This is a genomic window from Pseudomonas sp., from assembly GCF_050739655.1.
Taxonomy (GTDB): domain Bacteria; phylum Pseudomonadota; class Gammaproteobacteria; order Pseudomonadales; family Pseudomonadaceae; genus Aquipseudomonas.
This window is the reverse complement of sequence record NZ_JBOIBY010000531.1, coordinates 1-26,748: the sequence shown is the minus strand read 5'-3', so window position 1 is coordinate 26,748 and position 26,748 is coordinate 1. Positions and strand designations below refer to the sequence as shown.

Below are 26,748 nucleotides of genomic sequence, written 5' to 3'. Positions count from 1 at the left end.
CTGTAGACGCCGCGACCATTCAGGATGCTCGCGTCATCGTTAACGTTTTTCGCGAGCAAGCTCGCTCCTACATGTCGGTCAGATCGAGCACTGAGCGGCGTAGCTGTCGACGTGGCGCGTCGCCAGGGTCTTGATCGGCACTTCCACCAGCTTGCCGTCGGCACCGGCCTGCACTTGCAGCAGGTACCAGTCGATCACCGGGTGCTGGTTTTGGGCGAAGCTGAAATCGCCGCGGATGGAATCGAACTTGACGTTCTTCATGGCCGAGCGGAAGGCCGCCTGGTCTTTGAGATTGCCTTGGGAGGTTTTCAGGGCAGCGCCGATCAGCCGCGCCGTGTCGTAGGTCTGGGCGGCATACACAGTCGGGACGCGCTTGTATTTCTCGGTGAAGGCTTTGACGAAGGCCTGGTTGGCCGGGTTGTCCGATTGCGGGTTCCACAGGGTGACGATGTTGGTGCCTTTGGCTACGTCGCCGGTGGCGGCGAGCATGCGTTCATCCATGGAGAACACCGGCACCACCATTGGGATTTGCGCCGAGAGGCCCGAGCCGCCGTATTGCTTGGCGAAGTTGATGCCGCCACCACCGGGGTGGAACTGGAAGATCGCATCCGGTGCCAGCGCCCGCACGCGCGCCAGTTCCACCGAGAAATCCAGCTGGTTGAGCTTGGTGTAGATCTCGGTCACTTCGCCCTTGAAGGTGCGCTTGAAGCCGGCCAGTGCGTCACGGCCGCCCTGATAGTTGGGCGCCAGGATCACCATCTTCTTGTAGCCCAGCTCATTGGCGGCGACACCGGCCATTTCGTGCGGGGTGTCGTTCTGGTAGGAGCCGACGAAGTAGTTGGCCATGCATTTTTCACCGGCCAGGGTCGAGGGGGCGGTGTTGTTGCTGACGTAGAAACCGTCCTTGGTGGCGGTGTTGATCACGGCCGCCAGCACGTTGGAAAAAATCACCCCGGTGTACAGCGAGATGCCATCCAGGCTCATGCGATCGGCGATCTGTTTGGCCTTGGCCGGTTGCAGGCCGTCATCTTCGACGATCAGCTGCACCGGCACGCCGCCGAGCTTGCCACCTTCCTGATCAATCGCCAGCTGGAAGCCGTCGCGCGAGTCTTCCCCAAGGTAGCCGGCGGGCGTGGAGAGGGTGGTGATGAAGCCGATTCGGACAGGCTCCGTGGCCTGAGCAGCGGTTGCTGCGCAGAGGGAGGTTGCCAGACATGCACGCAATACCAGGTTTTTCATGAGGCGGCCTATTGAGTAGGTCGTGCCAACGCACGGTGGATATCGATGAGGGCAGTGTTCAGTATTCGGACGGGCCGATTGATTGTTGTTATGGGGTGCTGCATCAGCTGTTGCTTTCGGTGAATTTCTCCAGGTAAAGGCGGCTTTGATCCAGGCCATGCTGCTGGCGCCAGTCCTTGATCGACTCGACCATCGGCGGCGGGCCACACAGGTACAGGTCGACAGGCTGGTCACGCAGCTCGGCCAACTCCAGGTGCTCGGCGATGTAGCCGGTCTTGCCCGGCCAGTCGGGGTTTGCGTTGCTGACCACCGGCGTGAAACGGAACCCTGGAATTCGCTCGGCGTACGCCTCGATGCGTGAGACCTCGCACAAGTCCTCGGCTTCGCGCACGCCGTAATACAGGTGGACCGGGTGACCGCAGCCACCGCGTTCGGCGATCTGGTCGAGCATCCCGAGAAATGCCGACAACCCGGTGCCACCGGCCACCATCACCAACGGGCGATCGATGTGGCGCAGGTAGAAAGCACCCAGCGGCGCTTCCATGTGGATCACATCACCGACCTTGCAGCGATCGCGCACGTAGTCGGTCATCACGCCGTTGGGTAGCAGGCGGATGAGAAACTGCAGGTTGCTGCTGCCCGGCGCGCAGGCGAAGGAATACGAGCGCCGATGCTCGGTGCCCGGTACTTGCAGGCGGGCGTACTGACCCGGCAGGTAATCCAGCGCCGCGCCCGCATCACCCACTTCCACATGGACGATGGCGGTGGTCGGCGAGACCTGGCGCACCTCGCTCACGGTGCCTTGCAGGCTGCTCGGGCCGCTGCTGCCGCAGAGGCTCGAATCGAAGTCGAAGTAGAAGGCGGCGTCCGACTGCACGCGGGTCTGGCAGGTCAGGATCTTGCGCTCGGTCAGATCGCTGGCCGACAGCGCTTCATCGTCCACGTAGTCCTGGGTGTATTTTCCGGATTCGCAGCGGCCCTGGCAGGTCGCGCAAACCCCTTCGCGGCAGTCGAGCGGAATTTTGATCCCGCTGCGCAGGGCCGCGTCGAGCAGGATTTCGTTGTTCTGCACATTGCAGAAGAGTGTTTTGCCGTCGGCGAAACTGAAGGCGACCTTGTACGTCATGAGCGTTATTCCGCGGGGTTCAGAGATGGTAAAAATCGAGCACGGAATTGATCGTGTCGTTGAGCAGCACCACGTGTTTGCGGGCGATCTTCCAGCTCTCGCCGTCAGGCCGCAGGCGGTAGGTGGCGCGGCCGAAGAACTGCTCGGCGGTCTGCATGCGGTAGTACTGGGTGCTCCAGTTGACGCGCACCTCCAGCTCATCGTCCGCCAGCGGCGCGATGCGCACGTTGCTGATCAGGTGCAGGGTGCGCGGCATCGGGATGGTCGAGGCAGCCTTGCCGGTGCGAATGCGGAACACCCGGTCTTCCAGGCCGCCGCGATTGGGGTAGTAGATCAGCGACATGCCTTTTTTCGGGTCGGTGGTGTAGACGTGTTCCGAATCCCATTGCGGCAGGTGGAACTCGCTGTCATCGCTGAACATGTCCAGGTAGCTGTCCCAGTCCTGGGCATCGCAGGCCTCGGCGTTGCGGTAGAGAAATTGTTCGACGCGGTATTGCAGTTGCGAATTCATGTTCACACCTCACGCAGTTTCAACGGTTGTTCTTCGGCCGCCTTGCGCGCCAGGCCTTCGAGCAGGAAGCGCTGCCAGTTGGCGTGCTGGTTGACGTACAGGCCTTCGTGGGTGAACTCGGTACCGGTCAGGGCCGGAGAGATGCCGATGGTTTCGCTGTTGCGGGTGGGGCCTTCGACCCACTTGCCTTCGCCTCGGGATATGTCGCTCCAGCGTTCCAGGCGGGCTTGGAAACCACGCTGGGCTTCACGGAATTCCACCAGGTCATCGGGGGTGCCCATGCCGGACACGTTGAAGAAGTCTTCGAACTGACGAATGCGGTTTTCCCGATCGGCATCCGACTCGCCGACCACACCCAGGCAAAAGCTGTTGATCTCGGTCTTGTTCCAGGCCAGCGGGCGGATGATCCGCAGCTGCGAGCTGATCTGGTCGAGGAAGAACATGCTCGGGTAGACGTTGAGGTTGCGCAGGCGGTGCATCATCCACTCGGCCTTGCCCTGGCCATGCTCCTTGACCAGACGCGGCATGATGCTGGCGTAGCCTGGGCGTACGGCGGGGTTAGGCATGTCGCTGAACAGCACGCTGTGTCCGTTGTGGAAGGCGAACCAGCCGTCGTCGGTTTCCTTGTCGCCGGCGCCCAGTTTGCTGTAGTCCAGGGTGTCGCTGGTGCTCAGGCCTTTCTCCGAGTTCACCTGCTGGCGGTGCTGTACGGTGGCCACGTAGTTGTAGTGCACGGTGCTGACGTGATAGCCGTCCAGACCGTTCTCGTTCTGCAGCTTCCAGTTGCCGTCGTAGGTGTAGGCCGACTTGCCCGGCAGCACTTCGAGCTGTCCGGTGGGCGACTGCGCCACCATCATGTCGAAGAACACTTTGGCATCACCGAGGAAGTCTTCCAGGGTGTCGGTGCCGTCCACATTGAGGCTGACGAATACAAAGCCGTTGTAGCTTTCGATGCGGGCCTTTTTCAGGCCACGGGTTGCCTTGTCGAAGCCTTCGGGATATTCGCCCGGCGCCTTGACCTTCACCAGACGGCCGTCGCTCTTGTAGCACCAGGCGTGGAAGGGGCAGGTGAAGGTCGACTGATTGCCCTTGCCGACGCGGGTGAGGGTGGTGCCACGGTGCTGACAGGCGTTGATCAGCGCATTGAGTCGACCTTCACCGTCGCGGGTGATGATCAACGGCTGGCGACCGGCACGCATCGTCATGAAGTCGTGATTATTGGCGATCTCGCTTTCGTGGCAGGCGTAGATCCAGTTCTTCTCGAAGATCAGTTCCATTTCCAGATCGAACAGTTCCGGGTCAGTGAACATATCCCGGGCAATGCGATAAACACCGTCTTGTGGACGGAAGTCCAGGCAACTTTCTATATAACTTTTCCACTGTTCGACACTTCGTGCAGTTGTCATTTCACAGTCCTCGGCCAATGGGCTAATTCACGCCTTCATTTAATGACGTGGTGGCCGAAAGGGTCTATCCGGTTAGTAGTGGAAACCCATCCGAAAAATAAGTACCGATAGCCGGTTGCTGGCGATTAAACCCCTGTAAACACTGGCTTGTGCTGCGCTTTTCACCCGAGTAATTGGCTATTTGTCCTCCAGTAACGGGATAGCCGCTGGCCAACTTGTTACGGCTTAATTTCAACCGAAGCACCACCAGAGTGTCTCGCTGCAGGTCACTGGAAACTGCCATTACTGATGGTCTTTGGTTCTGTACCGAAAGTGCCTTCCATTTATGTGTTGCCCACTACGAGGCAGGGGAAGAAATAATATGTTGCATAAAAATTTGTTAGTTCGGGGAGTTCAAGCTGTTGGGCTGTTGACGCCCTTGCTGGCCCAAGCGGATGTGGTCAGCGACAGCAAGCTGACATTGGGCACCCGCAACTTTTACATCGATCGGGATTACAAGGAGGACAACCCGCCCCGATCGCGGGTGGGCAGTTGGACCCAGGGCTTCGACCTGCGTTTCGCCTCCGGCTATACCGAAGGTGCGCTGCAGTTCGGTCTCGATGCAGAAGCCCAGTACGCCTTTCGACTGGACGGCGGTGGCGGGCGCGGCGATGACACCATCATTCCGTACAGCAAAAGCCGTCAGGAGCAGGCCGACGAATACGGCCGTGGCGGTGTGACGCTGAAAATGCGCTATTCGAAAACCGAACTGAAAGTCGGTGAACTGCGGCCGCTGCTGCCGGTAGTGATCATGGACGACTCACGCCAACTGGTGACGACCTATCGCGGTGCCTTGCTCGAATCGAAGGAAGTCGACCGCCTGACATTGACCGCCGGGCGGCTGACGGAAATCGGTGCGCGTAACTCTTCCAACTACGAAAAGCTATACCTGCAGACCGGCTCCGGCGTGCGCCACGGCAGTGACGGCATGAACCTGGCCGGTGCCAGCTACGCCTTCACCCCCTCGCTGTCCGCTACTTACTTCTACGCGCAACTGGAAGACATCTACCAGCAGCACTACCTGGGTATCACCCATTTGGCGGACTTGGGCGACGGCTACGGGCTGAAGACCGATCTGCGTTACTTCAACAACAGCGAAGACGGCCAAGCGCTATACGGTGACATCGACAACCGCTCCTGGGGCGCCATGACCAGCCTGAAAAAGGGCGGGCACCGTTTCGGCGTGGGCTACCAGCGCATGCTCGGCGACAGCAACTTCCCGACCTTGGGCGGATATGTACCACAGCCGTTCCTGGTGAACTGGTCGCGGGTAGGGTTCATCAAGGCCAACGAAAAATCCTGGCAGGCTCGTTACGACTACGACTTCGCCGCTCTCGGCGTGCCGGGCCTGAATTTCATGACCCGTTACTTCAAGGGCACTTCGATCGACCGTGGCGACAACCTCAGCGAGGCGGCGGAGCAGGAGCGCGACCTGGTGCTGTCTTACGTAGTGCAAAGCGGCCCGCTCAAGGGCGTAGGCGTGGAGGCCGGCAACGTCGTCTCCAAATTCAGCCACGGCAATGACTGGGTCGAGAACCGCCTGATTACCACCTACACCTGGAAATTTTGGTAACGCCCTCGCCCTGAAATAGAACGCGTTTGTGCGCTGAAGTGACGTCTTGGGTAGCGTTTTGCCCGAGGATCGGCCACTTTCGGCACCGTTGCTGTGCGCGTTGGTGCCGCACAACGCGTTCGATATCCAGATAGTTTGCGATTACTAGCCAGAAAATGCGGATATCGCCTGTTCGCGCCAGCTGGGCATAGCCCTTGCTACCTCAATGAAAATACGCGCCGAAGAGCGTGTCGATGTCCCTTGCCGTGGGTGTACTGATATGACCGATCCAAACCTTGTCCAATTTCGAGATATCCGCATAGATCGCTACGACCTGGCCGGCGCCCGTGCATGGATGGCCAGCATTTGCGGGCCGCACGTACTGCAGACCCGCCAGCCGAACCGGATTCAGTTTCACCACAAGGCCAATGTGTTCAAGTCCATGTCCACGACCCTGGGCCGGATGGAATACGGCACCGACGTGACCATCGGCGTCGAGGATGCCGAACACCTCAATTGCTACAGCCTCAGCCTGCCGATTCGCGGCGAGCAGGAGTTGCTCAAGGATGGTCGCCGGCTGTACTCCAGCCAGGATCAGGGCCTGATCGTGACCCCGCATGAAACCCAGGCACTGACCATGGCCGGTGATTGCCACAAGATCTCCGTGGTGATCACTCGCATGGCCATGCGCCAGACCCTGGAAGGCATGCTGCAACGGCCGCTGGAAGTGCCGATGAAGTTCGAGCCGGTGATGGATGCGGTCAACGGGGCCTCTGCCTCCTGGTGGCGGCTGGCCCGTTACTACATCGACGAACTGGAACGCGGGCATGACCTGTTCAATGAGGTGTACTTCACCCGCGATATAGAAAGCGCGCTGATCAAGGGCCTGATCCTTTCTCAGCCCAACAACTATAGTGCCGAACTGCGTGACCAGTTGGGCGCCAAGCTGCCGTACTACCTGGTGCGCGCCAAGGACTTTATCGAAAGCAACGCCCGCGAAGACATTCACCTTGAAGACATCGAGGCGGCGGCCGGTGTGTCGCGCTTCAAGCTGTTCGAAGGCTTTCGCAAGCACTTCGGCGTCTCGCCCATGGCCTACCTGAAGAAATTTCGCCTCAGCGCCGTGCGCCAGGTCATCCTCGAAGACGCGTCGGTGCGCAACATCTCGGTGATCGCGATGTGCTGGGGCTTCTCGCATTTGGGCCGGTTTGCCAGCGAATATCGCAAGCTGTTCAACGAAACACCCAGCGCGACCTTGCAACGCAGCGAAGCCCGTCGCAACCGGTCGTTGTGAGATGACGACCTTGCATGCGGTCACCGCCAACAGCGTGGGCCTGAACCTATCGTTGATGTGCCGCGAGCCGGTTTTCACCAGCCGCTCGGCGCAGGAAACCCAGCGGTTAATGGGGCAGGCGCTGGTGGAACATGAGCTGGATTGGCCACGGGGCGGCGTCGATACCGCGTTCTATCGCGGCCAGGTCGCCAGCTGCGAGCTATATGCGCTGCGCTACGGTGGCCAGGTAGAAATCCGGCCGCAGCCTTTCGAAGATTTCGTGCTGGTACAGATGCCGCTGCGCGGCAATGCCACCCTGGAGTCGGACGGCATGGGCTTTGGTGTCAGCCCCGGAGAAGTGGCGATTCTATCCCCCCGCGAGCAAGCGCGAGTGGTGTGGGAGGAGGGCTGTGAGCAACTGATCCTCAAACTGCCACGGGCATTGCTCGATGCCAGCCAGAGAGCGCTGGCCGATGACTTACCGTCGGGCTTCACGTTGGCGCCGGTCAGCCGTCTGCAACGCCCATTGGCGACGCGTTGGTTTCGTCTGGTCAGCGAGTTGCTGGAGCACTTGCCCGAAGGCGAGGCGAGCGCATCACCTTCGCGCTGGTTACAACATCTGGAGCAAAGCCTGCCGCTGTTTCTGCTCAGCCATTGTGGCGTTGCGCAACAAGACTCGCCTTCGCCGCGACAGCCCACCCGCCAACTGCAAAAAATCGACACCTGTATGCGCGAACACCTTGCACAGGGCATCACCCTGGCTGAACTGGCGATTGTCGCCGGGGTGAGCGTGCGCAGCTTGAACACGTTATGCCAGCGCGAATACGGTCAAAGCCCGATGGGCCGTTTGCGCGGGTTACGGCTTGAAGCCGCTCGGGATTACTTGCTGGCGCGGCCACACTCCAGTGTGACGGAGGTGGCGCTGGAGTTCGGGTTTGGGCATGTGGGGCGATTTGCCAATTACTATCGACAGCGGTTTGGTGAGTTGCCCAAGCAGACGGTGAAGTCTCAGGCATGAGCGAAACCCGGAAACGAAAAAACCGCCAGAAGGCGGTTTTTTGTATTTGGCTCCACGACCTGGAATCGAATAGAAGCATAACCACCTATTTTACAATGAAATTATGCTGATTTATAGAATTTCTATCCCTACGATTATCCTAATAAAGCCCGTATTTTATGCGAATTGGAGGGGTTGGCCTGCCCATACCATAACCAGGGCTGCGAGGACTTTCTATCCCCACAGTAGCCACACAGGGCACTAGTTAGAGAAGCGGAATGCTATAGCTTACAAAAACTCGGTTCAGATCTACGTTACGAGCCGCTTCGCTGTTGGACTTGCCGTTACGCCAGCCGAACCCAACTCCTTGGAGCGCCCCCGACTGAAGGACGTAGTCCAGACTGATGTCTCTTTCCCATTCCTTCTGGTTGTCGCCGGATGTCGTCTTGATATGATCACCGGAAAGGTACATGACCGAGGCTTTCAAGCCAGGGACACCCAGAGCGGCGAAGTCGTAAGCGTACTGACCGAAAGCTGTGCGCTCGCCTGCGCGGGTGAAGCTTTGGATCAGGCGATCCGTATACAGGTACAGGCTTGCTCCACCGGCGCCCTTGTCTACCAGGCTGCCCTGATTGAGTTGAGTGAAGTTGCTGCCGTCCGACACGCTTTGGTACCCCGCAGTAATCGCGTGGCCACCCAGTGTGTAAATCAGCGCGGCACTCCAGGTACGGTTGTCGATCTCGCCATCACCGTTTTGGGAGTAGCCACTCATTCTGTAGCCTGACGTACCGGAGCTATTTTCACCTGACGAGTCAGTTTTGAAGTAGCGCAGGTCGGTTTTAAGGGACTGATTGTCCGATAGGGCAAGGGTGTGAATTAATCCCAAAAAATGCTGCGTATAGTAGTTATCGAGGTTGGCGTAGTAGTACTGAGCTGTCAGATCCTTGGTGACGTTCCAATCGCCCCCGGCGAAGTCAAACTGATTGCTTTCACGCGTACCACCAGCAACGGCCAACCCCGTCTGATCGCTCGAACCACGTCCTGTTGCATGTTCGATCCTACCACCAGTCAAGGTCAGCGCCTTGAACTCGCTCGTGGTGATTTGACCACCCTCAAAGGTTTGTGGAAGCACGCGCCCATCGTTGGCAACCAGAATTGGAAGTTTCGGAATCAAGGTACCGTAGCGAAGTTCAGTTTTCGACATTTTGACTTTTCCGGTCAGCCCCAGCCGGCTCCACTCGTCGACGGCCCGGTTGTCACTGTTCGAGGGCATCATGGTGCTGCCAACGTGTCGTCCTTTGCCGCTGTCCAGGGTAACTCCCAGCAACCCCAGGCCATCGACACCAAAGCCAACCATGCCATCGGTATAGCCCGATTTGAAGTCCAGTATGAAACCCTGCGCCCACTCTTCGGTTTTCGAAGGGGCAGCAGTGCCATCGCGGTTGTCGTTATTGAAGTAGAAATTTCTCATTCCCAAGCTGGCTTTGCTATCACTTATGAAGTCAGCATACGCTTGGGCACTCAGGGCGATACTGAGAAACACCAAAGTTGCAGCAAATTTTTTTCTGCTCACTTATAACGCTCCGTTTTTTATTTTAAAATATAAGAAGCAATACAAAAGTCTTATAGGTCAATGCAATGCACACGAAGGGCCGAAAGATAGTTAATTTTTACTAGCCCGATAAATGGCGTGATCTTCCTATTCTGAATCTCCTGCTGAAAGCGAGATATCGACGATATCTCGCCCCCTACTGGGATTTGACAGCACCATCGACCTTGGACAGGTCCTGAGCCGCGTTGCCGCTGTCGCCTTGTTTGAAGAAGTCGATAGCACCGGCACCGCTGTGGCCTTTGCCGCCATAGACACTGACCAAACTCAGAGAACTAGCGTGAACCGAAAAAGTCCATTGGTGGGCAGAGTAGAAAACAATTCACTCATTTCGATAGAATGAGTTAACACCCACATCTTTAAATTGAAACTTTCACCAAAACTATTTTGACCTCCTTTATCGCAGGACAAGAATGATGAGGCTCGGGGGTACAGATATATCAGGCTCTGCCGAAGACACAATGGGGGCAACTTGGATTGCTCTCGATACTGGATACGATAAGCCGGCGGATGACCCTGCTCGATACCTAAGAACTAATGCACAGCGCTACAGAACTTGCGAATCGCTTCGCAGGCCTGGCGCAATGAAGCGTCATCCAGGGCATAGGCAATGCGAATGTAAGGGCCAAGGCCAAACGCGCTGCCCTGCACCACGGCCACATCCGCTTCGTCGAGCAAAGCGTGGGCGACATCTTCGTCGGTGTGCAGCACTCGACCTCCTGGTGAGGTACGGCCGATCAGCCCCGCACAGGAGGCGAACGCGTAAAACGCCCCGGCTGGAGTGACGCATTCAAGACCCGGTGTGGCGTTCAGAAGCTTCACCATAAGATCGCGACGAGCCTGGAACGCGGCCCGGCTTTCGCGGATGAAGTCCTTCGGACCCTCCAGAGCCACGAGGGCAGCCTGTTGCGAGATCGAGCTGGCCCCCGAGGTCTGCTGACCTTGCAATTTTTCCATGGCCTCCAGCAGCCAGCGCGGCCCCGTTGCAAATCCGATGCGCCAGCCGGTCATGGCATAGGCCTTGGACACACCGTTCATGGTCAGGGTTCGTGGTGCCAGCCGGGGTTCAACCTGGGCCAGGGTATGGAACGCTTGATCGTCGAAGATCAGGTGTTCATAGATGTCATCGGCCAGAATCAGTACGTGGGGATGAGCCAACAGCACCTCAGCCAGGGCGTACAGCTCAGCCCGGCTGTACACCGCGCCGGTCGGATTGGACGGGGAATTGAGGATCAACCAGCGGGTTTGCGGAGTGATCGCCGCGGCCAGGGTCGAGGGTGTCAGCTTGAAACCGGTATTGGCATCGCAGGTAACGATCCGGGCTTCACCGCCGCACAGTTGAACCATCTCCGGGTAACTGACCCAGTACGGCGCCGGCACGATGACCTGGTCACCTTCATTAAGGGTCGCGGCTAAGGCGTTGTAGATCACCTGTTTACCACCGTTGCAAACGAGGGTGTCTTGCCAGGTGACATCCAGGCCGTTCTCGCGGCAGAATTTGGAGGCCACCGCTTCTCGCAGTGCACGTACACCGGCGACCTGGGTGTAGCGGGTGTGGCCGTGCTCGATGGCGGCAATCGCCGCCTCGCGCACATGCTTGGGTGTATCGAAGTCGGGCTCGCCAGCGCACAGGGAAATAATCTTCGCGCCTTGTGCCCGGCGCTCTGCCACCCGATCCATGATTCGGTAGGTCGCGGAAGGCTGCGCACTGGCCAGGCGCTGGTTCAACCGCTGGATATCGGCGCTCATGCGCGGGCTCTCCACTCCGTCAGGTTCATCAGTTCCAGGGTCGAGCTGCCTTCGGTCAAAGCCTGCATCATCTGCGCTTCCTTGTTTGCGCGCGCCTCGCCTTCGGCCAGGGTACGTGCCACATCCTCCTTGGGAATGATGATCACCCCATCGTCGTCGGCCACCACCAAATCGCCCGGGGCCACAAAAGCGCCGTTGAAACTGAACGCTTGCCCCACCGAGGGTGCACTGGCCTTGACCGTGCCTTTGACCGAGATGCCGCGGGCAAATACCGGGAACTGGCGTTTCTTCAGGGCCGCGATATCGCGTACGCCACCATCGATCACCAGGCCGACCACGCCAGCCGCTTCAGCCGCCACGGTGAGCACTTCGCCCCAGTAACCGGCGATGAAGCTACCCGTGCCCACCACCAGCACGCTGCCACGGGGCACACGTTCCATGGCCAGATGCAGAGCCAGGTTGTCACCCGGCGAACATTCCAAGGGGTAGGCAGGGGCGGCGATGAAGGCACCGTCCCAGATCGGGCGGATCGCGCTGTCGACCGCGCAGGGTAGCTGGGAAGCTTCATAGAGTGTTGAGCTACCCAGCACTTTTGCCCGCTCGTGAAAATCCAGGGGAAGGGGGAGCGTGGTCATCAGATTTTCCTCTGCAGGTTGTGGTAACCCAGGGCGGCCCGGGCTTCTTTAAGGGTTTTGCCTTGAGCGATCAGGGCGCGAATGTCGGCTTCGACCGACTCGATTTGTCGGGCAACCGTCGCGACTTCAGCAGCACGGTCGCGAGGAACAATCACCACGCCATTGGCGTCGGCCACCACAATGTCGCGAGCACAGACCCGCGCCGTACCGATGGACACCGGCTGGTTGACCGACTGAACCTGCACGCGGTCTTTGCCGGTGCGCATGAATCGGCCTTGGCTGAAAATCGGGTAGCCATCGCCCAGTGCTTTGTTCACGTCACGGCAAACACCGTCGATGACCGTGGCAGCGATCTGTCGCGTACCGGCATACTGGGTCATGATGTCGCCCCAGACGGTGCAGTCGGTGCGGCCGCCGTTGTCGATGACTACCACGTCCCCAGGCGCCACGTCTTCGATGAAATCGCCCACGGTACCAGGAGGTACGCTGGCCGAGACGTACTGCACGGTGAACGCCGGTCCGACGATGACCTTACTGTAATTGTCCAGCGGCGCTATGCCGAGGCATTGACCGGGCAGGCCGAGTTTGTCCAGCGCATCAGAGACACCAGGGGTGTCCAAGCCTTCAAACAAGGCGACAAGTTCTTTGTCTTCAAGATTCATCAGGCGTGCTCCACGCGGATCGCTTCGAATTGGCTGTCATGCATCACCTCGGCTACCGAGCGCCCGCTACGAACAGCCGCCACCATGCCGTCCTGGCGCTGGGCGATACGCTCGCCAAGGTCGAGTACCTTCTCGATTTCAGCTTGGGGCACGAACACCGTGCCGCAGGTATCAGCGATCACATAGTCATCCTCGCTGACGTCGATGCCGACTACATTGATTGTCACGGCCGCATCGATCTGTACGACCCGATTGCGGGCACTGATCATGGTCACTCCACGGCCGTAAACCGGGTAGCCAATCGCTTCGCTGCCGTCGATGTCGCGACTGAAACCGTCGATCACTGTGCCTCGTACGTTTTTGCCGGCCGCCGCATTGGCGAGGATGTCGCCCCAGCAGGAAATGCCCTCGATACCGCCAGCGATCACCAGCACACGATCGTCGCTGTTGATCTGTTCAACCACGGGGGTAATCAGGTGCACAGTGGGGACGTTGTCGGATTTGGGAGCCAGTAGCACGGTGCTGGCGCGGCCGACGATTTTTGGGCAGTTCCACAATGGGCGTAGCCCCACTGTGGCACCCGGCAGGCCGAGGAAGTCGAGCGCATCGGAGACCGTATTGGTGTCCAGCGCCGCCAAGCGATCCAGCAAACTCTTATTAGTCATGGGCGAGCCCCTGTGGTGACGGAGGTGCCCAGTGTCGGTGAGACAATTTGATAGGTATATTACTAATCACAGAAACGTTAGATACGTTAAACCTATGGATTAGCCATGATCAATTTTCGTTTGATTCGTCACCTCTGGTTGTTCCTGGCCGTTGCCGAAGAGCAGAATTTCGGCCGTGCAGCCAAGCGTTTGGGCATGTCCCAGCCACCGCTAAGCGAGCAGATTCAGGTGCTGGAGCAGGCGCTCAAGGTCAAATTGTTTGATCGCTCGCGACGCGGGGCGAAACTAACTCCGGTAGGAGCGGCGATCCTGCCTGCCGTGCGCAAATTCGCCGAGCAACTGGAGCGCCTGGAACTGGCCGTAGAGGAGGCGGTGGCAGGGCAGTCGGGGATGTTGACCATTGGCGCGATTTCCACGGCCATGTTCGATGTCTTGCCGGGTTTGATCGAGCAACTGAAGAGCGATTACCCGCACCTCACCGTGTCCGTGCGGGAAATCGACAGCGTCGAAGCCGTCCCGGCGCTGGAAGCCGGGGACATCGACCTGGCCTTCGCCCGGCTGGACGGTGACCTGGGGGCCTCGATCAAGTCACTGCCGCTGTTGGAGGATCGCCTGGTGGTGGCCCTGCCCAGTGATCACCCCTTGGCCTCGCGCACACAAATCAGTCTGTCCAGTCTGTCTAACGAACCCTTGGTAATGTTTTCCCGAAAGGTCAGCCCGGTGTACTTCGACAATTTGATTGCGACCTGCCGGGCCAGCGGTTTTTCCCCTCGTGTGCTGCATGAAGTGCGCTCCGTTGCCTCGCAAATCGCCTTTGTCAGCTATGGCCAAGGTATCGCACTGGTGCCGGCGTCGCTGAAAAAGCTGGCACCCGACAACGTGGTGTTTCGACCGTTGAGCCAGAAGCTCAATGTTGTGACTACTGCGGTGGCATGGAATGCGGACCGGCCCAATCCGCTAATCGAGGAAGTCATTGCGCGATTCCGTGATAAAGCGTGAGCTGACCATGGGCTGTACGCGACCATGTGTTGATAGGTTTAGCGTATGGAAGCTTTCCCGAATTAGGAATTTACAGAACACGCGATTCCCTTGAAATTGAGTGCCTGGCTGCCGGCAAACCTGGCCCGGCGCAACCTTTTCGCTCAAGGAGTCAATAACGTGCCCTCACCAGATACGTTCACTCATGTGCAACTCCCTCTGACGGTGGAGGGTGTCCAACTGAACGTCGCCGCCATTCACCGAGGCGGCGCTCTGGCGCCAATAGTGTTCCTGCATGGTTTTGGTTCAACCAAAGAAGATTACGCCGACATCGTGCAGCGGGCTGCGTTCGCCGGTCATCCGTTCGTCGCCTATGACGCACCGGGTTGCGGTGAAAGCCAGTGCAGTGACCTTTCCAGAATTTCCATACCCTTTCTGATGCAGACGGCGCTGAAGGTGCTGGAGCATTTCGACATTGAACGCTTCCATTTGGTCGGCCACTCCATGGGGGGACTGACCGCGCTGATACTGGCCCATCAGTTCCCCGACCGGGTGCTCAGTTTCGTCGACATCGAGGGCAATATCGCCCCGGAAGACTGCTTCCTCAGCCGGCAGATCATCGACTATCCGAGCAACGATCCTGAGTCGTTTTTCACGGCCTTCATCGAACGTGCCCGGCACGCCCCTGCCTATGCCAGTGCGCTCTATTCCGCGAGCTTGAAGCACAAGGTTCGTGCCGGTGCAGTTCGAGGGATTTTTCAGTCGATGGTCGACCTCTCCGATAACTCCGACCTGATGGGTAAATTCCTCAGATTGAGATGCCCCCGAATGTTTATGTACGGCGAGCAGAACGCATCACTGTCCTATCTGCCGCATATCCAGGCTGAAGGCGTCCGGCTGGCGCAGATTCCGGCCTGCGGACACTTCCCCATGTACTCCAATCCGATCGAGATGTGGAAACAGATCGCCGATTTTCAGAGAAACAGTCATCCCAGTTGAAGTCGGATGTCTTGAAGGCTCTCGTATTCAAAGGAGCCTGATCAAGTATCGAGACCAGGATTAAGACTGCGTTTTCTTTGGTATTTAGGATGAGGGGGCATGCTGCGTTTCACGAGCCGCCACCTTCATGGCAGCCCTGCTCGGATTGAATTTCGCCTGTGCCCAGTAGCTGTTCTTCATGTCAGAGAAAAGCTCAAGCTGAGCAGGCACTACATCTCAGCAGTCGCCAAGTTCGAACTTTAGGACGATCCGCCTGACTAGCGCATCAGCGTACGCGATCCATTTGGGGAACCGCTCGCTCACAGAACACGACCCGGCTGACCTCGCCCGGTAAACGTCACCCCTTTCAATAAGGATTCAATGTGAACTCGATTAAAAGAGCCAACTCTCGCGCAGCCACCCTACAAGCTGTGCGTCCTCACGCCGAAGAATTCATGGGCATCCGACGTGACATCCACCACAACCCGGAACTGTCCTACCAAGAGCACCGAACCAGCGAATTGGTCGCCGAAAGGCTTCAAGCTTGGGGTTATCAGGTCGAGCGCGGTCTAGGTGGGACCGGGGTTGTCGGGCAGCTGCGAGTAGGTGAAGGCACGCACACAATAGGCCTGCGCGCAGACATGGATGCGCTGCCTATAGAAGAAGAAACGGGGCTTAAATACGCAAGTCGTAACACAGGAGTCATGCATGCCTGCGGACATGATGGTCACACTGCGATGCTGTTGGCGGCGGCAAAAGTGCTGGCAGAGAGGAAGTGCTTTTCGGGAACATTAAACCTGATCTTCCAGCCAGCAGAGGAGTATGGGCCGCCCGATAGTGGCGCGAAGCGCATGATGAAGGACGGTCTGTTCGACAAATATCCATGCGATGCGATATTTGCCATGCACACCATGCCAGGTTGGCCTCAAGGCCAACTGGTGTTCAGGGAGGGCGCGCTGATGGCCTCGTCCGACAAAGTATCCATAACACTCAACGGTCAGGGTGGCCATGGTGCGATGCCGCATAAAGCTGCTGACCCTGTAGTTGCGGCCGCCAGTTTAGTAATGGCGCTTCAGACGATCGTTGCCCGCAACGTTGAACCCCTTCAGACCGCAGTCATTACAGTCGGTGTGTTGCAGGCAGGACACGCAAACAATGTAATCCCGCAGCGGGCAAGACTAGAGCTTAGCGTACGCGCTCTAGATGTCGATGTTCGAGAGTTACTTGAGCGACGCATCACCGAATTAGCTCACGCTCAGGCGCAAAGTTTTGGTGTTACCGCAGAAGTTGACTACCAACGTGGCTACTCATTATTGGTGAATAGTAGCGCGGAGACCGAGTTTGCGCGTCGAGTTGGAATCGAGTTGTTGGGGGATGACAAGGTCACGCTACAGGCTCCCCCCCTTACAACCAGCGAGGACTTTTCCTTCATGCTTGAGGAGCGTCCTGGTTGCTACCTGTTGATAGGCAATGGAGATGGCGCGAATTCTTGTATGTTGCACAATCCGAATTTCGACTTCAACGACGACAACGTTCTGATTGGCGCAGCTTACTGGACGCGGTTGGTTGAAACTTATTTGACTGACGAGTAGAGACGATTTAATTAGATCGTCATCTTCAAAAAGTTAATCAGTCGTTCGTTACCGGACTGATAAAGATCTAACTGACAACAACAAAAAGAAGAGCATCCATGACTACCTCATACCAATCGGCGATACAGATTTCTGATGGGCCAGTCGTTACCGCGACGAGCGAACGCGTTCCTTTCCGCATTGTGGCTGCAACAGTGGCAGGAAACGCTCTCGAGTTTTTTGACTTTCTAACATATGCGTTCTTTGCGATTTACATCGCTAAGGCCTTCTTTCCGGCATCCTCGCCATTGGCGAGTTTGTTGATGACGTTAGCGGTATTTGGTGTTGGATTCATCACGCGCCCCATTGGTGGCTTCCTGATTGGTGCTTTCGCAGACCGTGCTGGCCGTAAGCCTGCGATGTTATTGACAATTATGCTAATAACCATCGGTACGATGGGCCTGGCACTCACACCTTCATATGACAGCATCGGTATTGCCGCCCCCATCATCATTGTGGTTTGTCGCTTGGTGCAAGGATTTGCTCTTGGTGGTGAGGTTGGTCCTTCTACCGCTTACCTGATTGAGATTGCACCCACCAAGAAGCGCGGCCTCTATGGTAGTTGGCAATTCGCTAGCCAAGGAATCGGAGTGCTGCTCGCCGGTACGATTGGTCTGCTGCTGACCGTGTCACTATCGCCAGAGCAGATGCAAAATTGGGGCTGGCGCGTCCCGTTCGTGTTTGGGCTATTGCTAATCCCTATTGCACTCTATTTGCGGCAGCATATGCCAGAAACATTGACGCAGCCGGACAGTAATCGCTTGGAAGACGACGCGAAGATTAAGATAACTCGCTACGTTAAACCTATTACGATAGCGTTGATGATTCTCATGGGAACGACTGTAGCGACCTATGTGACCAACTATATGACCACGTACGCGATCACTACGCTAAAACTGCCGCCTGCTATTGGGATGGCAGCCACGGTCACCCAAGGATTGATGCTGCTGATCTTCGCGCTCTTGGGGGGCTGGTTGTCGGATCGTTATGGTCGCAAGCCCGTTATGCTATGGCCTCGTGTGATTTTGGTGTTGTCTATCTATCCAGCGTTTTGGTTATTGATTAATTACACCAGCTTGCTGAACTTACTCTGGGTAACCGCACTTATGGCGGCCATGACGGCTATTAGCGGCGCGGCGATTTTTAGTGCCATTCCAGAGATTTTCCCAAGCAGGGTTCGCGCTTTAGGGATGTCAATTGCCTATGCGGTGAGCGTTACAGTTTTTGGTGGGGCGACTCAATTCATTGTCACTTGGCTGATAAGCGTCACTGGCGACGCTGCTACACCTGCGTGGTACGTGATGGGCGCAACCATTATCTCAACTTTTGCTCTGCTATATATTTCCGAAACAAATGGTAAGGAGCTTAAGCGTTAGTTTTGATATCTGACAACAACCTAGATATGCTTAGATTTGTATTCGGCTGCGACGATATCCGGTGTAATATAAAGCTTCAGAACTTCATCGGAAGTCGCCGCGCCGAACTCGACCCAAGATCTGTCCGTTGTGGCAATCACGAACCCATCTCGTTCCTGGGATTCCCACTCCGCATACAGCCGAACATAGAGTTGGTATGGATGGCGTCCTGTTTTGCCATGTGTAGTCCCCTCTCAGTATTTCGCCTTGAAGGCTATCCCTTGATACCAGCGGCTTTGCCAATGGTTCAAGTAGGTTTCAGCGAGCGCCGGATCATTCCAGACCACTAAAGCGTTCTCGCTGTTGCTCTTGGCCGCCGCAGCGGTGAAGTTGAAACTGCCTGTTTCAACCGTCATGCCATCAACCACCATGAGTTTGTCGTGATGGATGGCATTCGAATCAACCTGCTGCCCGGTGTGCGCGGCGATTACCTCACCGAGAGAGGTAGTCAGCGGAACTGTCACCCCCTCGATCGGCACCGGTTTCATGAGCCGCTGACCGCGATACCCTGCCCAGACATTGCCCGGGCCGTTGATCGCAATTTCAGTGACTTCCGGGTCATCCAGCAATATCACCAAGTTCTTCAGCTTGGCTCGGAAAGAAGCAATCTCAGACATGAATCGCTCGGAAAAGCTCCATATCGAGAGGCTTGCTCATGTCCGACCACCAATGTAAGCCAATACCACGTCGATACGGCCGTGCCCCAATTCGTAGCTGATTTGTGCTCGGGCATCCCGATCTATCCGTCGGTCGAGCTGATAGCAACGGCCACCGTTGATGGGCGCGGGATAATGGGTGATTTGCTCATAGCGTTCGCACGCATAGGCCGCCCGCAATTCGTGGAAGCCTTTGAGGTTGTGTGTATGGAGGACCTCCCGTGCGGGGCGGACGATTCCCCGTTGGAAATCAAGGTAGCTTTCGCGCGGTGCAAGCAGGTTGCGGCTTCCGTCGGGCGAGACCTGTTCGGCATACCTTAGCGCGTCACGAATATGCTCATCTACCGTAATCCAGCGAGGCGCCGACGCGCCAGAGCGACCACCTTTGGTGCCCTCCTGAATGTTGATCTTGCCGAGTTTTTCAGCCTCACGTTGCAAGCGCGGAAGGTCGGCCAAAATGGCCTCGCGTAAGCGCATGCCGGTGGCTCGCGCCAACTGCGCGATGGCCGCAGCGCGCGGCTGCTGGTGTTCGCAAAGCACCTCGACGATCTGCTTCACGTGTTCGCGATCTTGGCCTTGGGGGGCCACGGTGCGGACGGTGGTGCGCCGCATTCCCAGTGCCTTGCTCGGGCTCGGCACTTTTACATACTGATCACCGCGAAGCGCCGCCATGGTCCGGTTCACGCTGGATAACCGATTTTGCGCGGTGGCGATGCCGATAGCTCCTTGTTCGACTTGCTGGCGCAGATGTCCTGCGTAGTCCAGCAAGTTCTGCCGACCAATTTTTCGCGCATCGTTAAAGCCCGGCCCAGCCTCCGACTGACACCAGCGCACGAAAGCCTGCCAGCGATCACTGTGCGCCTTGACCGTGCCGTAGTGTCCGCCGCCGAACATGTCTTTCAATGCCTGTGGCCCGGCATAACTCAGTTGCCGGCCCCATCCAAAATTTCGCCCGTCCCGTCTACCGATCAATGCCATGATCAAGCTCCTCTTAAAGCCAAATCTCTTGAAACTTTCCCCACGTCATCCCGCCATGGATGTTGAGTGCTATCAGGGATCAAGGCCCCTGCGACCTGTGAGGGTTGTCCACTAACGCGGGACAGGCGGCTCCTTACGGCCAAGAGCTTGGGCATCTCATGATCTGGCCTCCTGAACACTTCCGAAGAAGTGGGCGGGTGGAGGCTGCGCTGGCTGACGAGACCAATACCGCGAGATCCTGAGTCAGGTGAAGGCAGGGATGCGATGACCGGGGCGTGCCTGACTGTCAGCCAGGTGCAGTCCATTCCATGGGCTGCGGCACCATCATCTGCATCGCTGTTGCTGGTGACTTCGGTGTTTGTCACGCCGATTGTCACGAGGGGAAATGCCGCAAAGCCTTGTACGAGTTGGGCTGCAGCAGCGGTAGGAGCGTCCGTCTCTTTCCGGACGAAAGAGACGGACGCAGGTTGGCGCAGTGAAATGGCCAAGCGGATAGGTTGCTGCAGGGCAGCCGGGTTGGGGTGGATTTTGCCGCAGTAGGCAAAGCTGAGAAGTAGGCATCCATCACATTGCTGTGACTGTGCGAGCCGCCGGACGCTAATCGCACTTGGGGGAGAACCACCGCGGAGTGGCGTAGCCTTAAAGGTTCTGGCTACCTGGGTTGCTGTCAACGACAGCGCTTGCACGGTCTTTTCTACGCCCACGGATCGGCAGGGTCAAGGCTCGAATTTCCGAGAATTCCGCGGCTGAAAATGACATTAGCCGTCTATGTAAGTCCGTGGTTTCCAAAAGACGATTGCGGGGGGCTTTAATATTTTTTAAGTGAGGTCCATCCAGGCAGGGCGGCTTTGCAGCCCTGTTTGGATGGACCCGCGTGGACAAGCGGATTACTGAGATATGAAGACCGATCGCTTACTCGGTTGCGCCATGTTTTGCTTTTAGTCGCTTGACGTTCGTACCTGCTTGGTTGGCGAATTCGCGTGGGCTGACATGCTCCTGCTGATTAGCCTCAAGGTAGCGACTCCACCAGTTCATGAGCAGCCTGCGCTCCTCGATGAACTCGGCCTTGTGGATGTAGGCCGCTCGGACGTTGTTGCGTTCCTTGTGGCTCATCTGCCGCTCGATGGCTGTATCCGACCACAAGCCCGACTCGATCAATGCGCTGCAGGCCATCGAACGAAACCCATGCCCGCAGATTTCAGTTTTGGTGTTGTACCCCATCTTCCGAAGCGCGCTGTTCACAGTGTTTTCGGACATCGGTTTCCAGGAGTTGGTGTCGCCTGCGAAGACCAAGTCAAATCTGCCTGTGAGTGCGTGGATCTGCTCGAGCAGGGCGACCGCTTGCGGCGATAAGGGTACAAGATGGATATCGCCTGCCATCTTCGTACCCCTTGTGGAAAAGGGTACGCCTTCCAACGCTGGCCGCGTGTCCGGGATTTCCCAGACGCCACGCTTGAGGTCGAACTCGCTCCAGCGAGCGAAGCGAAGCTCGCTGGAGCGTACAAACACGTGCAGTGACAGCAAGACCGTCAGCCGGGTAAGTGCGCGGCCTTTTTTATAGGTGACGATCCGTTCCTGCAACTCAGGCAGGCGCGATAAGGGTAAAGCAGGGCGGTGGACGACTCTCGGGGCTTTGATCGAGCCTTCGAGGTCGTAAGCAGGGTTTACGGCGATAAGCCGGAGTCGCTTTGCCTCGCGCATGATGCTCTGCAGGTAGTTTTGTACCCTTAAAGCAATGTCTATCGTTCCGCGCTTCTTAATCGCTTCCAGGGGTCGCATAAGGTCGTGGGTATCGAGGTCGACAATGGCGCGGGCGCCGATCAGCGGGAAGAGGTGAGTTTTGAGGCGACTCATCACTGTCTTGGAATAGTCCGGTGCCCAGTTGGCTGACATTTCCGTGTGCCAGCCGAGGGCAACGCTTTCAAAGGTGCGGCCTATAATCATGGCTCGCGTCTTGGCTTGGGTCTTGGCTCCGATGGGATCAATGCCATCCGCCAGCATTCGCTTGACCTCCAAGCGTTTGCGGCGCGCATCGGCGAGACCAACGATGGGGTAGTTGCCGAATGAGGTCAGTCCTTCCCGGCCATCAGGTTTGACGTATCTGAGACGCCAGCCTTTGCGGCCATTGGGTTGGACTAGAAGGTAAAGGCCGTCGCCGTCGAAAAGCTTGTAGGCGCGGTCTGTGGGCTTGGCTGAACGGCAAGCGGAATCGGAAAGTGGAGCAGTGGTGCGCGACATAAGGGTACTCCCTTTTATCGAACTGACCTTCTACCCCAAACTCTACCCTTAAAACGGTTGGTATCCACCAGAATTCGCCAGAATCCGACAGAACGCCAAAACAAAAAAAACCCGCCAGAAGGCGGGTTTTTCGGGGGTTTCAGAGATTTTGGAAGCCTTCTCTGGAACCTTGTCTGGCTCCACGACCTGGACTCGAACCAGGGACCCAGTGATTAACAGTCACTTGCTCTACCAACTGAGCTATCGCGGAATGGCGCGTATCTTACTGATTAAAAAGGGGAAGTCAAGCATTGGCGAAAACTTTCGCATATGGCGACTCAGCCACCGAATGTCAGTGTGCCCATCATCAGTTTGGCATATAGCGCAGTAGCTGCCAGTTGCACCAACCAAAGGGCCAATCCGCCGAGAAACACGCCGGCAGCCACTTGCATCACCAGGCTGCTGTTACCGCGTTTGGCTGGGGCGCGGGGGATGAAGTCGTCCAGATCGTCGCGGTCATCGCGGTCGGCGCGCAGGTTATCGTTTTTCATGTGGGTTCTCATAAGGTCTTCGGCTATGCATAAAACCTGTGGGAGCGAGCCTGCTCGCGATGGCGGCGGCACATCCTGCATCAACGTCACAGACGGACCGCTATCGCGAGCAGGCTCGCTCCCACAATGGATTTGTGTAGAGTTTAGAGCGCTCGGTCAGTTCGTCGGGAATTATCTGAGGCTATAAAAAAACGGGAAGCCAGTGGCTTCCCGTTTTTCATTTCAAGGTGAAATCAGATGACTTGAACAATCGCATCCGTCACGACCTTGATGTTGCTCTGGTTCAAGGCCGCCACGCAGATGCGGCCGGTGTCCAGGGCGTAGATGCCGAACTCGTTGCGCAGGCGGTGAACCTGTTCAACGCTCAGGCCGGAGTAGGAGAACATGCCGCACTGACGACCAACGAAGCTGAAGTCGCGCTGCGGGGCGTTTTTCGCCAGCAGGTCGACCATCTGGGTACGCATGCCCTTGATGCGCAGGCGCATTTCCGCCAGTTCCGCTTCCCACTGGGCACGCAGTTGCGGGCTGTTCAGGACAGCGGCGACGATGCTTGCACCGTGGGTTGGCGGGTTGGAGTAGTTGGTGCGGATCACGCGTTTGACTTGCGACAGTACGCGCGCGCTTTCTTCTTTCGATTCGCTGACGATCGACAGGGCACCCACCCGCTCGCCATACAGCGAGAACGATTTGGAGAACGAGCTGGACACGAAGAAGGTCAGGCCGGATTCAGCGAACAGACGCACGGCAGCGGCGTCTTCGTCGATGCCTTCGCCGAAGCCCTGGTAGGCCATGTCGAGGAACGGCACGTGGCCTTTGGCTTTAACGGCTTGCAGGACGTTGTTCCAATCCGCCGGGCTCAGGTCCACGCCGGTCGGGTTGTGGCAGCAAGCGTGCAGCACGACGATCGAGCCGTTTGGCAGCGCATTCAAGTCTTCCAGCAGGCCAGCACGGTTTACGTCGTGGGTCGCGGCGTCGTAGTAGCGATAGTTCTGCACCGGGAAGCCAGCGGTTTCGAACAGCGCGCGGTGGTTCTCCCAGCTCGGGTCGCTGATGGCCACAACGGCGTTCGGCAGCAGTTGCTTGAGGAAGTCGGCACCGATTTTCAGTGCGCCGGTACCGCCCACGGCCTGGGTGGTGATCACGCGGCCAGCGGCGATCAGCGGCGAATCATTGCCGAACAGCAGCTTTTGCACGGCCTGGTCGTAGGCAGCAATGCCGTCGATTGGCAGGTAGCCGCGGGAAGCATGTTGAGCAACGCGAATGGTTTCGGCTTCGACAACGGCGCGCAGGAGTGGAATTCGCCCCTCCTCGTTGCAATAAACACCCACTCCCAGGTTGACCTTGTCGGTACGGGTATCGGCGTTGAATGCTTCGTTGAGGCCCAGGATTGGATCGCGTGGTGCCATTTCGACAGCGGAGAACAGGCTCATTTTTGCGGCGGCTCTGAATGGAGAATGGAGGGACGTGTCGCGCTCCAGCCGAATGCACTAGAGCGGTGCACAAACGGGGAGCTAGTATAGAGGCCATCTGCGATTGATGGCGACAGACGAATCGGCTTTTACGGTAAGTTTTTCAGATTATTTTTCGACCGTTAGTCGAATGGCGTCGTCAAAGACTTCATGGGATGTAGGACGTTTGCCTTGAAAGCGATGGCAATCGGCTCCACATCCAGCACAATCCAGTTTTTTCCCTCGGGCGACATCGGTCGTTTGTGGTCTTTCTCGTTCGTGTCGGTTTGCCGGCAAGAGTGATCCCAGAGGTTTTACATGTCTGAATTCCAGCTAGTCACCCGCTTCGAGCCCGCCGGCGATCAACCGGAAGCCATTCGCCTGATGGTCGAGGGCATCGAAGCCGGGCTGGCGCACCAGACGTTGCTCGGTGTGACCGGCTCGGGCAAGACCTTCAGCATCGCCAACGTGATCGCCCAGGTGCAGCGTCCAACCCTGGTGCTGGCGCCGAACAAGACCCTTGCCGCGCAGCTGTACGGCGAGTTCAAGGCATTCTTCCCGAACAATGCCGTCGAGTACTTCGTTTCCTACTACGACTACTACCAGCCGGAAGCGTACGTCCCATCCTCGGACACCTTCATTGAGAAAGACGCTTCGATCAACGACCACATCGAACAGATGCGCCTTTCGGCGACCAAAGCTTTGCTGGAACGCAAGGACGCTATCATCGTCACCACGGTGTCCTGCATCTACGGTCTGGGCAGCCCGGAAACCTATCTGAAAATGGTGTTGCACGTGGATCGCGGCGACAAGCTCGATCAGCGGGCACTGCTGCGTCGCCTCGCCGACTTGCAATACACCCGCAACGACATGGAATTCGCCCGTGCGACCTTCCGCGTGCGTGGCGATGTAATCGATATCCACCCGGCGGAATCTGATTTTGAGGCGATCCGCATCGAACTGTTCGATGACGAGGTGGAAAACATTTCGGCGTTCGATCCGCTGACAGGCGAAGTGTTGCGCAAACTGCCGCGCTTCACCTTTTATCCAAAGAGCCACTACGTCACGCCGAGGGAAACCCTGCTCGATGCCGTTGAAGGCATCAAGGTTGAACTGCAGGAGCGCCTGGAATACCTGCGTTCCAATAACAAACTGGTGGAGGCCCAGCGTCTGGAGCAGCGCACGCGCTTCGACCTGGAGATGATCCTCGAACTGGGTTATTGCAACGGTATCGAAAACTACTCGCGCTATCTGTCCGGGCGCCCGGCTGGCGCAGCTCCGCCGACGCTCTACGACTATCTGCCCGCCGACGCCTTGCTGGTGATCGACGAATCCCACGTCAGCGTGCCTCAGGTCGGCGCCATGTATAAAGGCGACCGCTCCCGTAAAGAGACACTGGTGGAATACGGTTTCCGCCTGCCTTCAGCGCTGGACAACCGGCCCATGCGGTTTGACGAGTGGGAAGGGGTGAGCCCGCAGACGATTTTCGTCTCGGCGACGCCGGGTAACTACGAGGCCGAACACGCCGGCCGTATCATCGATATGGTGGTGCGCCCGACCGGGCTGGTCGATCCGCAAATCGAGATCCGCCCGGCGCTGACCCAGGTCGACGACCTGCTCTCGGAAATCACCAAGCGCGTGGCACTGGAGGAGCGGGTGCTGGTGACCACGCTGACCAAGCGCATGGCCGAGGACTTGACCGACTACCTGGCTGACCACGGCGTGCGGGTGCGCTACCTGCACTCGGACATCGACACCGTGGAGCGGGTCGAGATCATTCGCGATTTGCGTCTCGGTACTTTCGACGTGCTGGTGGGCATCAACTTGCTGCGCGAAGGTCTGGACATGCCGGAAGTATCGCTGGTAGCGATTCTCGATGCGGACAAGGAAGGCTTCCTGCGTTCCGAGCGCTCGTTGATCCAGACCATCGGCCGTGCGGCGCGTAACCTCAATGGTCGGGCAATTCTGTATGCCGACCGGATAACCGGCTCCATGGAGCGGGCGATTGGTGAGACCGAGCGCCGTCGCGACAAGCAGATCGCCTTCAACGAGGCCAATGGCATCATCCCCAAAGGCGTGGTCAAGGACGTTGCCGACATCATGGAAGGCGCCACCGTGCCAGGCTCGCGCAGCAAGAAGCGCAAGGGCATGGCCAAGGCGGCAGAGGAAAGCGCCAAGTACGAAGCCGAACTGCGCTCGCCAGGCGAAATCACCAAGCGCATCAAGGCTCTGGAAGAGAAGATGTATCAGCTCGCTCGGGATCTGGAGTTCGAAGCTGCGGCGCAGATGCGCGATGAAATTGCCAAGTTGCGGGAGCGGCTGATTACAGTCTGAACCTGGCTGGTTCGGCAATTTCCCTGTAGGAGCTGCCGCAGGCTGCGATCTTTTGACTTTGGCTTTTAAAAGCAAGATCAAAAGATCGCAGCCTGCGGC

General features: G+C 57.7%; 22 protein-coding genes, 1 tRNA gene and 1 pseudogene. 8 read left to right on the top strand and 16 right to left on the bottom strand.

Translation table 11 applies throughout. From position 1 onward, the window contains the following. Positions 1-78: 78 nt before the first annotated feature. The 4 genes from ACRESJ_RS25320 to antA all read right to left on the bottom strand — a co-directional run bounded on the left by ACRESJ_RS25320 (position 79) and on the right by antA (position 4,282). Positions 79-1,239 carry an ABC transporter substrate-binding protein gene (locus tag ACRESJ_RS25320; RefSeq protein WP_431760351.1) on the bottom strand — a complete coding sequence of 387 codons (1,161 nt, stop codon included), beginning with the start codon at positions 1,237-1,239 and terminating at the stop codon, positions 79-81. Between the two features lie 103 nt (positions 1,240-1,342). After that, the gene (antC, locus tag ACRESJ_RS25315) at positions 1,343-2,365 is read right to left on the bottom strand and encodes an anthranilate 1,2-dioxygenase electron transfer component AntC (protein ID WP_431760350.1); all 1,023 of its coding nucleotides are present in this window, start codon (positions 2,363-2,365) and stop codon (positions 1,343-1,345) included. Between the two features lie 19 nt (positions 2,366-2,384). Beyond that, positions 2,385-2,876, bottom strand: a complete 492-nt coding sequence (gene antB / locus ACRESJ_RS25310; RefSeq protein WP_224535581.1) for an anthranilate 1,2-dioxygenase small subunit — start codon at positions 2,874-2,876, stop codon at positions 2,385-2,387. A 2-nt stretch (positions 2,877-2,878) separates the two neighbouring features. Then, positions 2,879-4,282 carry an anthranilate 1,2-dioxygenase large subunit gene (gene antA, locus ACRESJ_RS25305; protein ID WP_431760349.1) on the bottom strand — a complete coding sequence of 468 codons (1,404 nt, stop codon included), beginning with the start codon at positions 4,280-4,282 and terminating at the stop codon, positions 2,879-2,881. A 361-nt stretch (positions 4,283-4,643) separates the two neighbouring features. Here antA and ACRESJ_RS25300 point away from each other — a divergent pair, with 361 nt between their 5' ends. The 3 genes from ACRESJ_RS25300 (at position 4,644) to ACRESJ_RS25290 (ending at position 8,164) form a co-directional block, all read left to right on the top strand. Further along, the gene (locus ACRESJ_RS25300; RefSeq protein WP_431760348.1) at positions 4,644-5,894 is read left to right on the top strand and encodes an OprD family porin; all 1,251 of its coding nucleotides are present in this window, start codon (positions 4,644-4,646) and stop codon (positions 5,892-5,894) included. 259 nt (positions 5,895-6,153) lie between these two features. Further along, positions 6,154-7,167, top strand: a complete 1,014-nt coding sequence (locus ACRESJ_RS25295) for an AraC family transcriptional regulator (protein WP_431760347.1) — start codon at positions 6,154-6,156, stop codon at positions 7,165-7,167. A gap of 1 nt (position 7,168) precedes the next feature. Next, complete coding sequence (locus ACRESJ_RS25290; RefSeq protein WP_431760346.1) at positions 7,169-8,164, top strand: AraC family transcriptional regulator; 996 nt, start codon at positions 7,169-7,171, stop codon at positions 8,162-8,164. A 244-nt stretch (positions 8,165-8,408) separates the two neighbouring features. On the opposite strand, the gene ACRESJ_RS25285 is transcribed toward ACRESJ_RS25290, so the two are convergent. The 6 genes and pseudogenes from ACRESJ_RS25285 to ACRESJ_RS25260 all read right to left on the bottom strand — a co-directional run bounded on the left by ACRESJ_RS25285 (position 8,409) and on the right by ACRESJ_RS25260 (position 13,463). Then, on the bottom strand, positions 8,409-9,716 hold the full coding sequence (locus ACRESJ_RS25285) for an OprD family porin (protein WP_431760345.1): 1,308 nt from the start codon (positions 9,714-9,716) through the stop codon (positions 8,409-8,411). A gap of 184 nt (positions 9,717-9,900) precedes the next feature. Then, positions 9,901-10,005, bottom strand: a pseudogene (locus tag ACRESJ_RS25280) (hypothetical protein); the annotation flags it as partial. A gap of 281 nt (positions 10,006-10,286) precedes the next feature. Beyond that, complete coding sequence (locus ACRESJ_RS25275) at positions 10,287-11,501, bottom strand: pyridoxal phosphate-dependent aminotransferase (protein ID WP_431760344.1); 1,215 nt, start codon at positions 11,499-11,501, stop codon at positions 10,287-10,289. Further along, positions 11,498-12,136 carry an RraA family protein gene (locus tag ACRESJ_RS25270; RefSeq protein WP_431760343.1) on the bottom strand — a complete coding sequence of 213 codons (639 nt, stop codon included), beginning with the start codon at positions 12,134-12,136 and terminating at the stop codon, positions 11,498-11,500. Before ACRESJ_RS25270 ends, ACRESJ_RS25275 begins: the two co-directional genes overlap by 4 nt. Next, positions 12,136-12,798: an RraA family protein gene (locus ACRESJ_RS25265; RefSeq protein ID WP_431760342.1), complete on the bottom strand. Its 663-nt coding sequence runs from the start codon at positions 12,796-12,798 to the stop codon at positions 12,136-12,138. Before ACRESJ_RS25265 ends, ACRESJ_RS25270 begins: the two co-directional genes overlap by 1 nt. Then, entirely contained in the window at positions 12,798-13,463 is a 666-nt protein-coding gene (locus ACRESJ_RS25260; protein WP_431760341.1) for an RraA family protein, read from the bottom strand. Before ACRESJ_RS25260 ends, ACRESJ_RS25265 begins: the two co-directional genes overlap by 1 nt. A gap of 105 nt (positions 13,464-13,568) precedes the next feature. Here ACRESJ_RS25260 and ACRESJ_RS25255 point away from each other — a divergent pair, with 105 nt between their 5' ends. The 4 genes from ACRESJ_RS25255 (at position 13,569) to ACRESJ_RS25240 (ending at position 18,426) form a co-directional block, all read left to right on the top strand. Then, positions 13,569-14,462: a LysR family transcriptional regulator gene (locus ACRESJ_RS25255; RefSeq protein ID WP_431760340.1), complete on the top strand. Its 894-nt coding sequence runs from the start codon at positions 13,569-13,571 to the stop codon at positions 14,460-14,462. Between the two features lie 159 nt (positions 14,463-14,621). After that, the gene (locus tag ACRESJ_RS25250) at positions 14,622-15,440 is read left to right on the top strand and encodes an alpha/beta hydrolase (protein ID WP_431760353.1); all 819 of its coding nucleotides are present in this window, start codon (positions 14,622-14,624) and stop codon (positions 15,438-15,440) included. A gap of 434 nt (positions 15,441-15,874) precedes the next feature. Next, the gene (locus ACRESJ_RS25245; protein ID WP_431760352.1) at positions 15,875-17,011 is read left to right on the top strand and encodes a M20 aminoacylase family protein; all 1,137 of its coding nucleotides are present in this window, start codon (positions 15,875-15,877) and stop codon (positions 17,009-17,011) included. Positions 17,012-17,109: 98 nt separating this feature from the next. Beyond that, positions 17,110-18,426, top strand: coding sequence for an MFS transporter (locus ACRESJ_RS25240; protein WP_431760339.1), 1,317 nt, complete (start codon positions 17,110-17,112; stop codon positions 18,424-18,426). Between the two features lie 233 nt (positions 18,427-18,659). Here the strand turns inward: ACRESJ_RS25240 and ACRESJ_RS25235 are convergent, their stop codons facing one another. From ACRESJ_RS25235 to ACRESJ_RS25210, 6 genes are all read right to left on the bottom strand, one after another. Then, complete coding sequence (locus tag ACRESJ_RS25235; protein ID WP_431760338.1) at positions 18,660-19,082, bottom strand: phospholipase D-like domain-containing protein; 423 nt, start codon at positions 19,080-19,082, stop codon at positions 18,660-18,662. Between the two features lie 36 nt (positions 19,083-19,118). Further along, positions 19,119-20,099 carry an integrase domain-containing protein gene (locus tag ACRESJ_RS25230; RefSeq protein WP_431760337.1) on the bottom strand — a complete coding sequence of 327 codons (981 nt, stop codon included), beginning with the start codon at positions 20,097-20,099 and terminating at the stop codon, positions 19,119-19,121. Positions 20,100-21,011: 912 nt separating this feature from the next. Beyond that, positions 21,012-22,337: a tyrosine-type recombinase/integrase gene (locus ACRESJ_RS25225; RefSeq protein WP_431760336.1), complete on the bottom strand. Its 1,326-nt coding sequence runs from the start codon at positions 22,335-22,337 to the stop codon at positions 21,012-21,014. A gap of 174 nt (positions 22,338-22,511) precedes the next feature. Further along, positions 22,512-22,587, bottom strand: a tRNA-Asn gene (locus tag ACRESJ_RS25220). Between the two features lie 67 nt (positions 22,588-22,654). After that, positions 22,655-22,867, bottom strand: coding sequence for a hypothetical protein (locus ACRESJ_RS25215; protein WP_431760335.1), 213 nt, complete (start codon positions 22,865-22,867; stop codon positions 22,655-22,657). Positions 22,868-23,100: 233 nt separating this feature from the next. Further along, positions 23,101-24,297, bottom strand: coding sequence for an amino acid aminotransferase (locus ACRESJ_RS25210; protein ID WP_431760334.1), 1,197 nt, complete (start codon positions 24,295-24,297; stop codon positions 23,101-23,103). Between the two features lie 336 nt (positions 24,298-24,633). Here ACRESJ_RS25210 and uvrB point away from each other — a divergent pair, with 336 nt between their 5' ends. Further along, complete coding sequence (gene uvrB, locus ACRESJ_RS25205) at positions 24,634-26,649, top strand: excinuclease ABC subunit UvrB (protein ID WP_431760333.1); 2,016 nt, start codon at positions 24,634-24,636, stop codon at positions 26,647-26,649. The last annotated feature ends 99 nt before the right edge of the window (positions 26,650-26,748 follow it).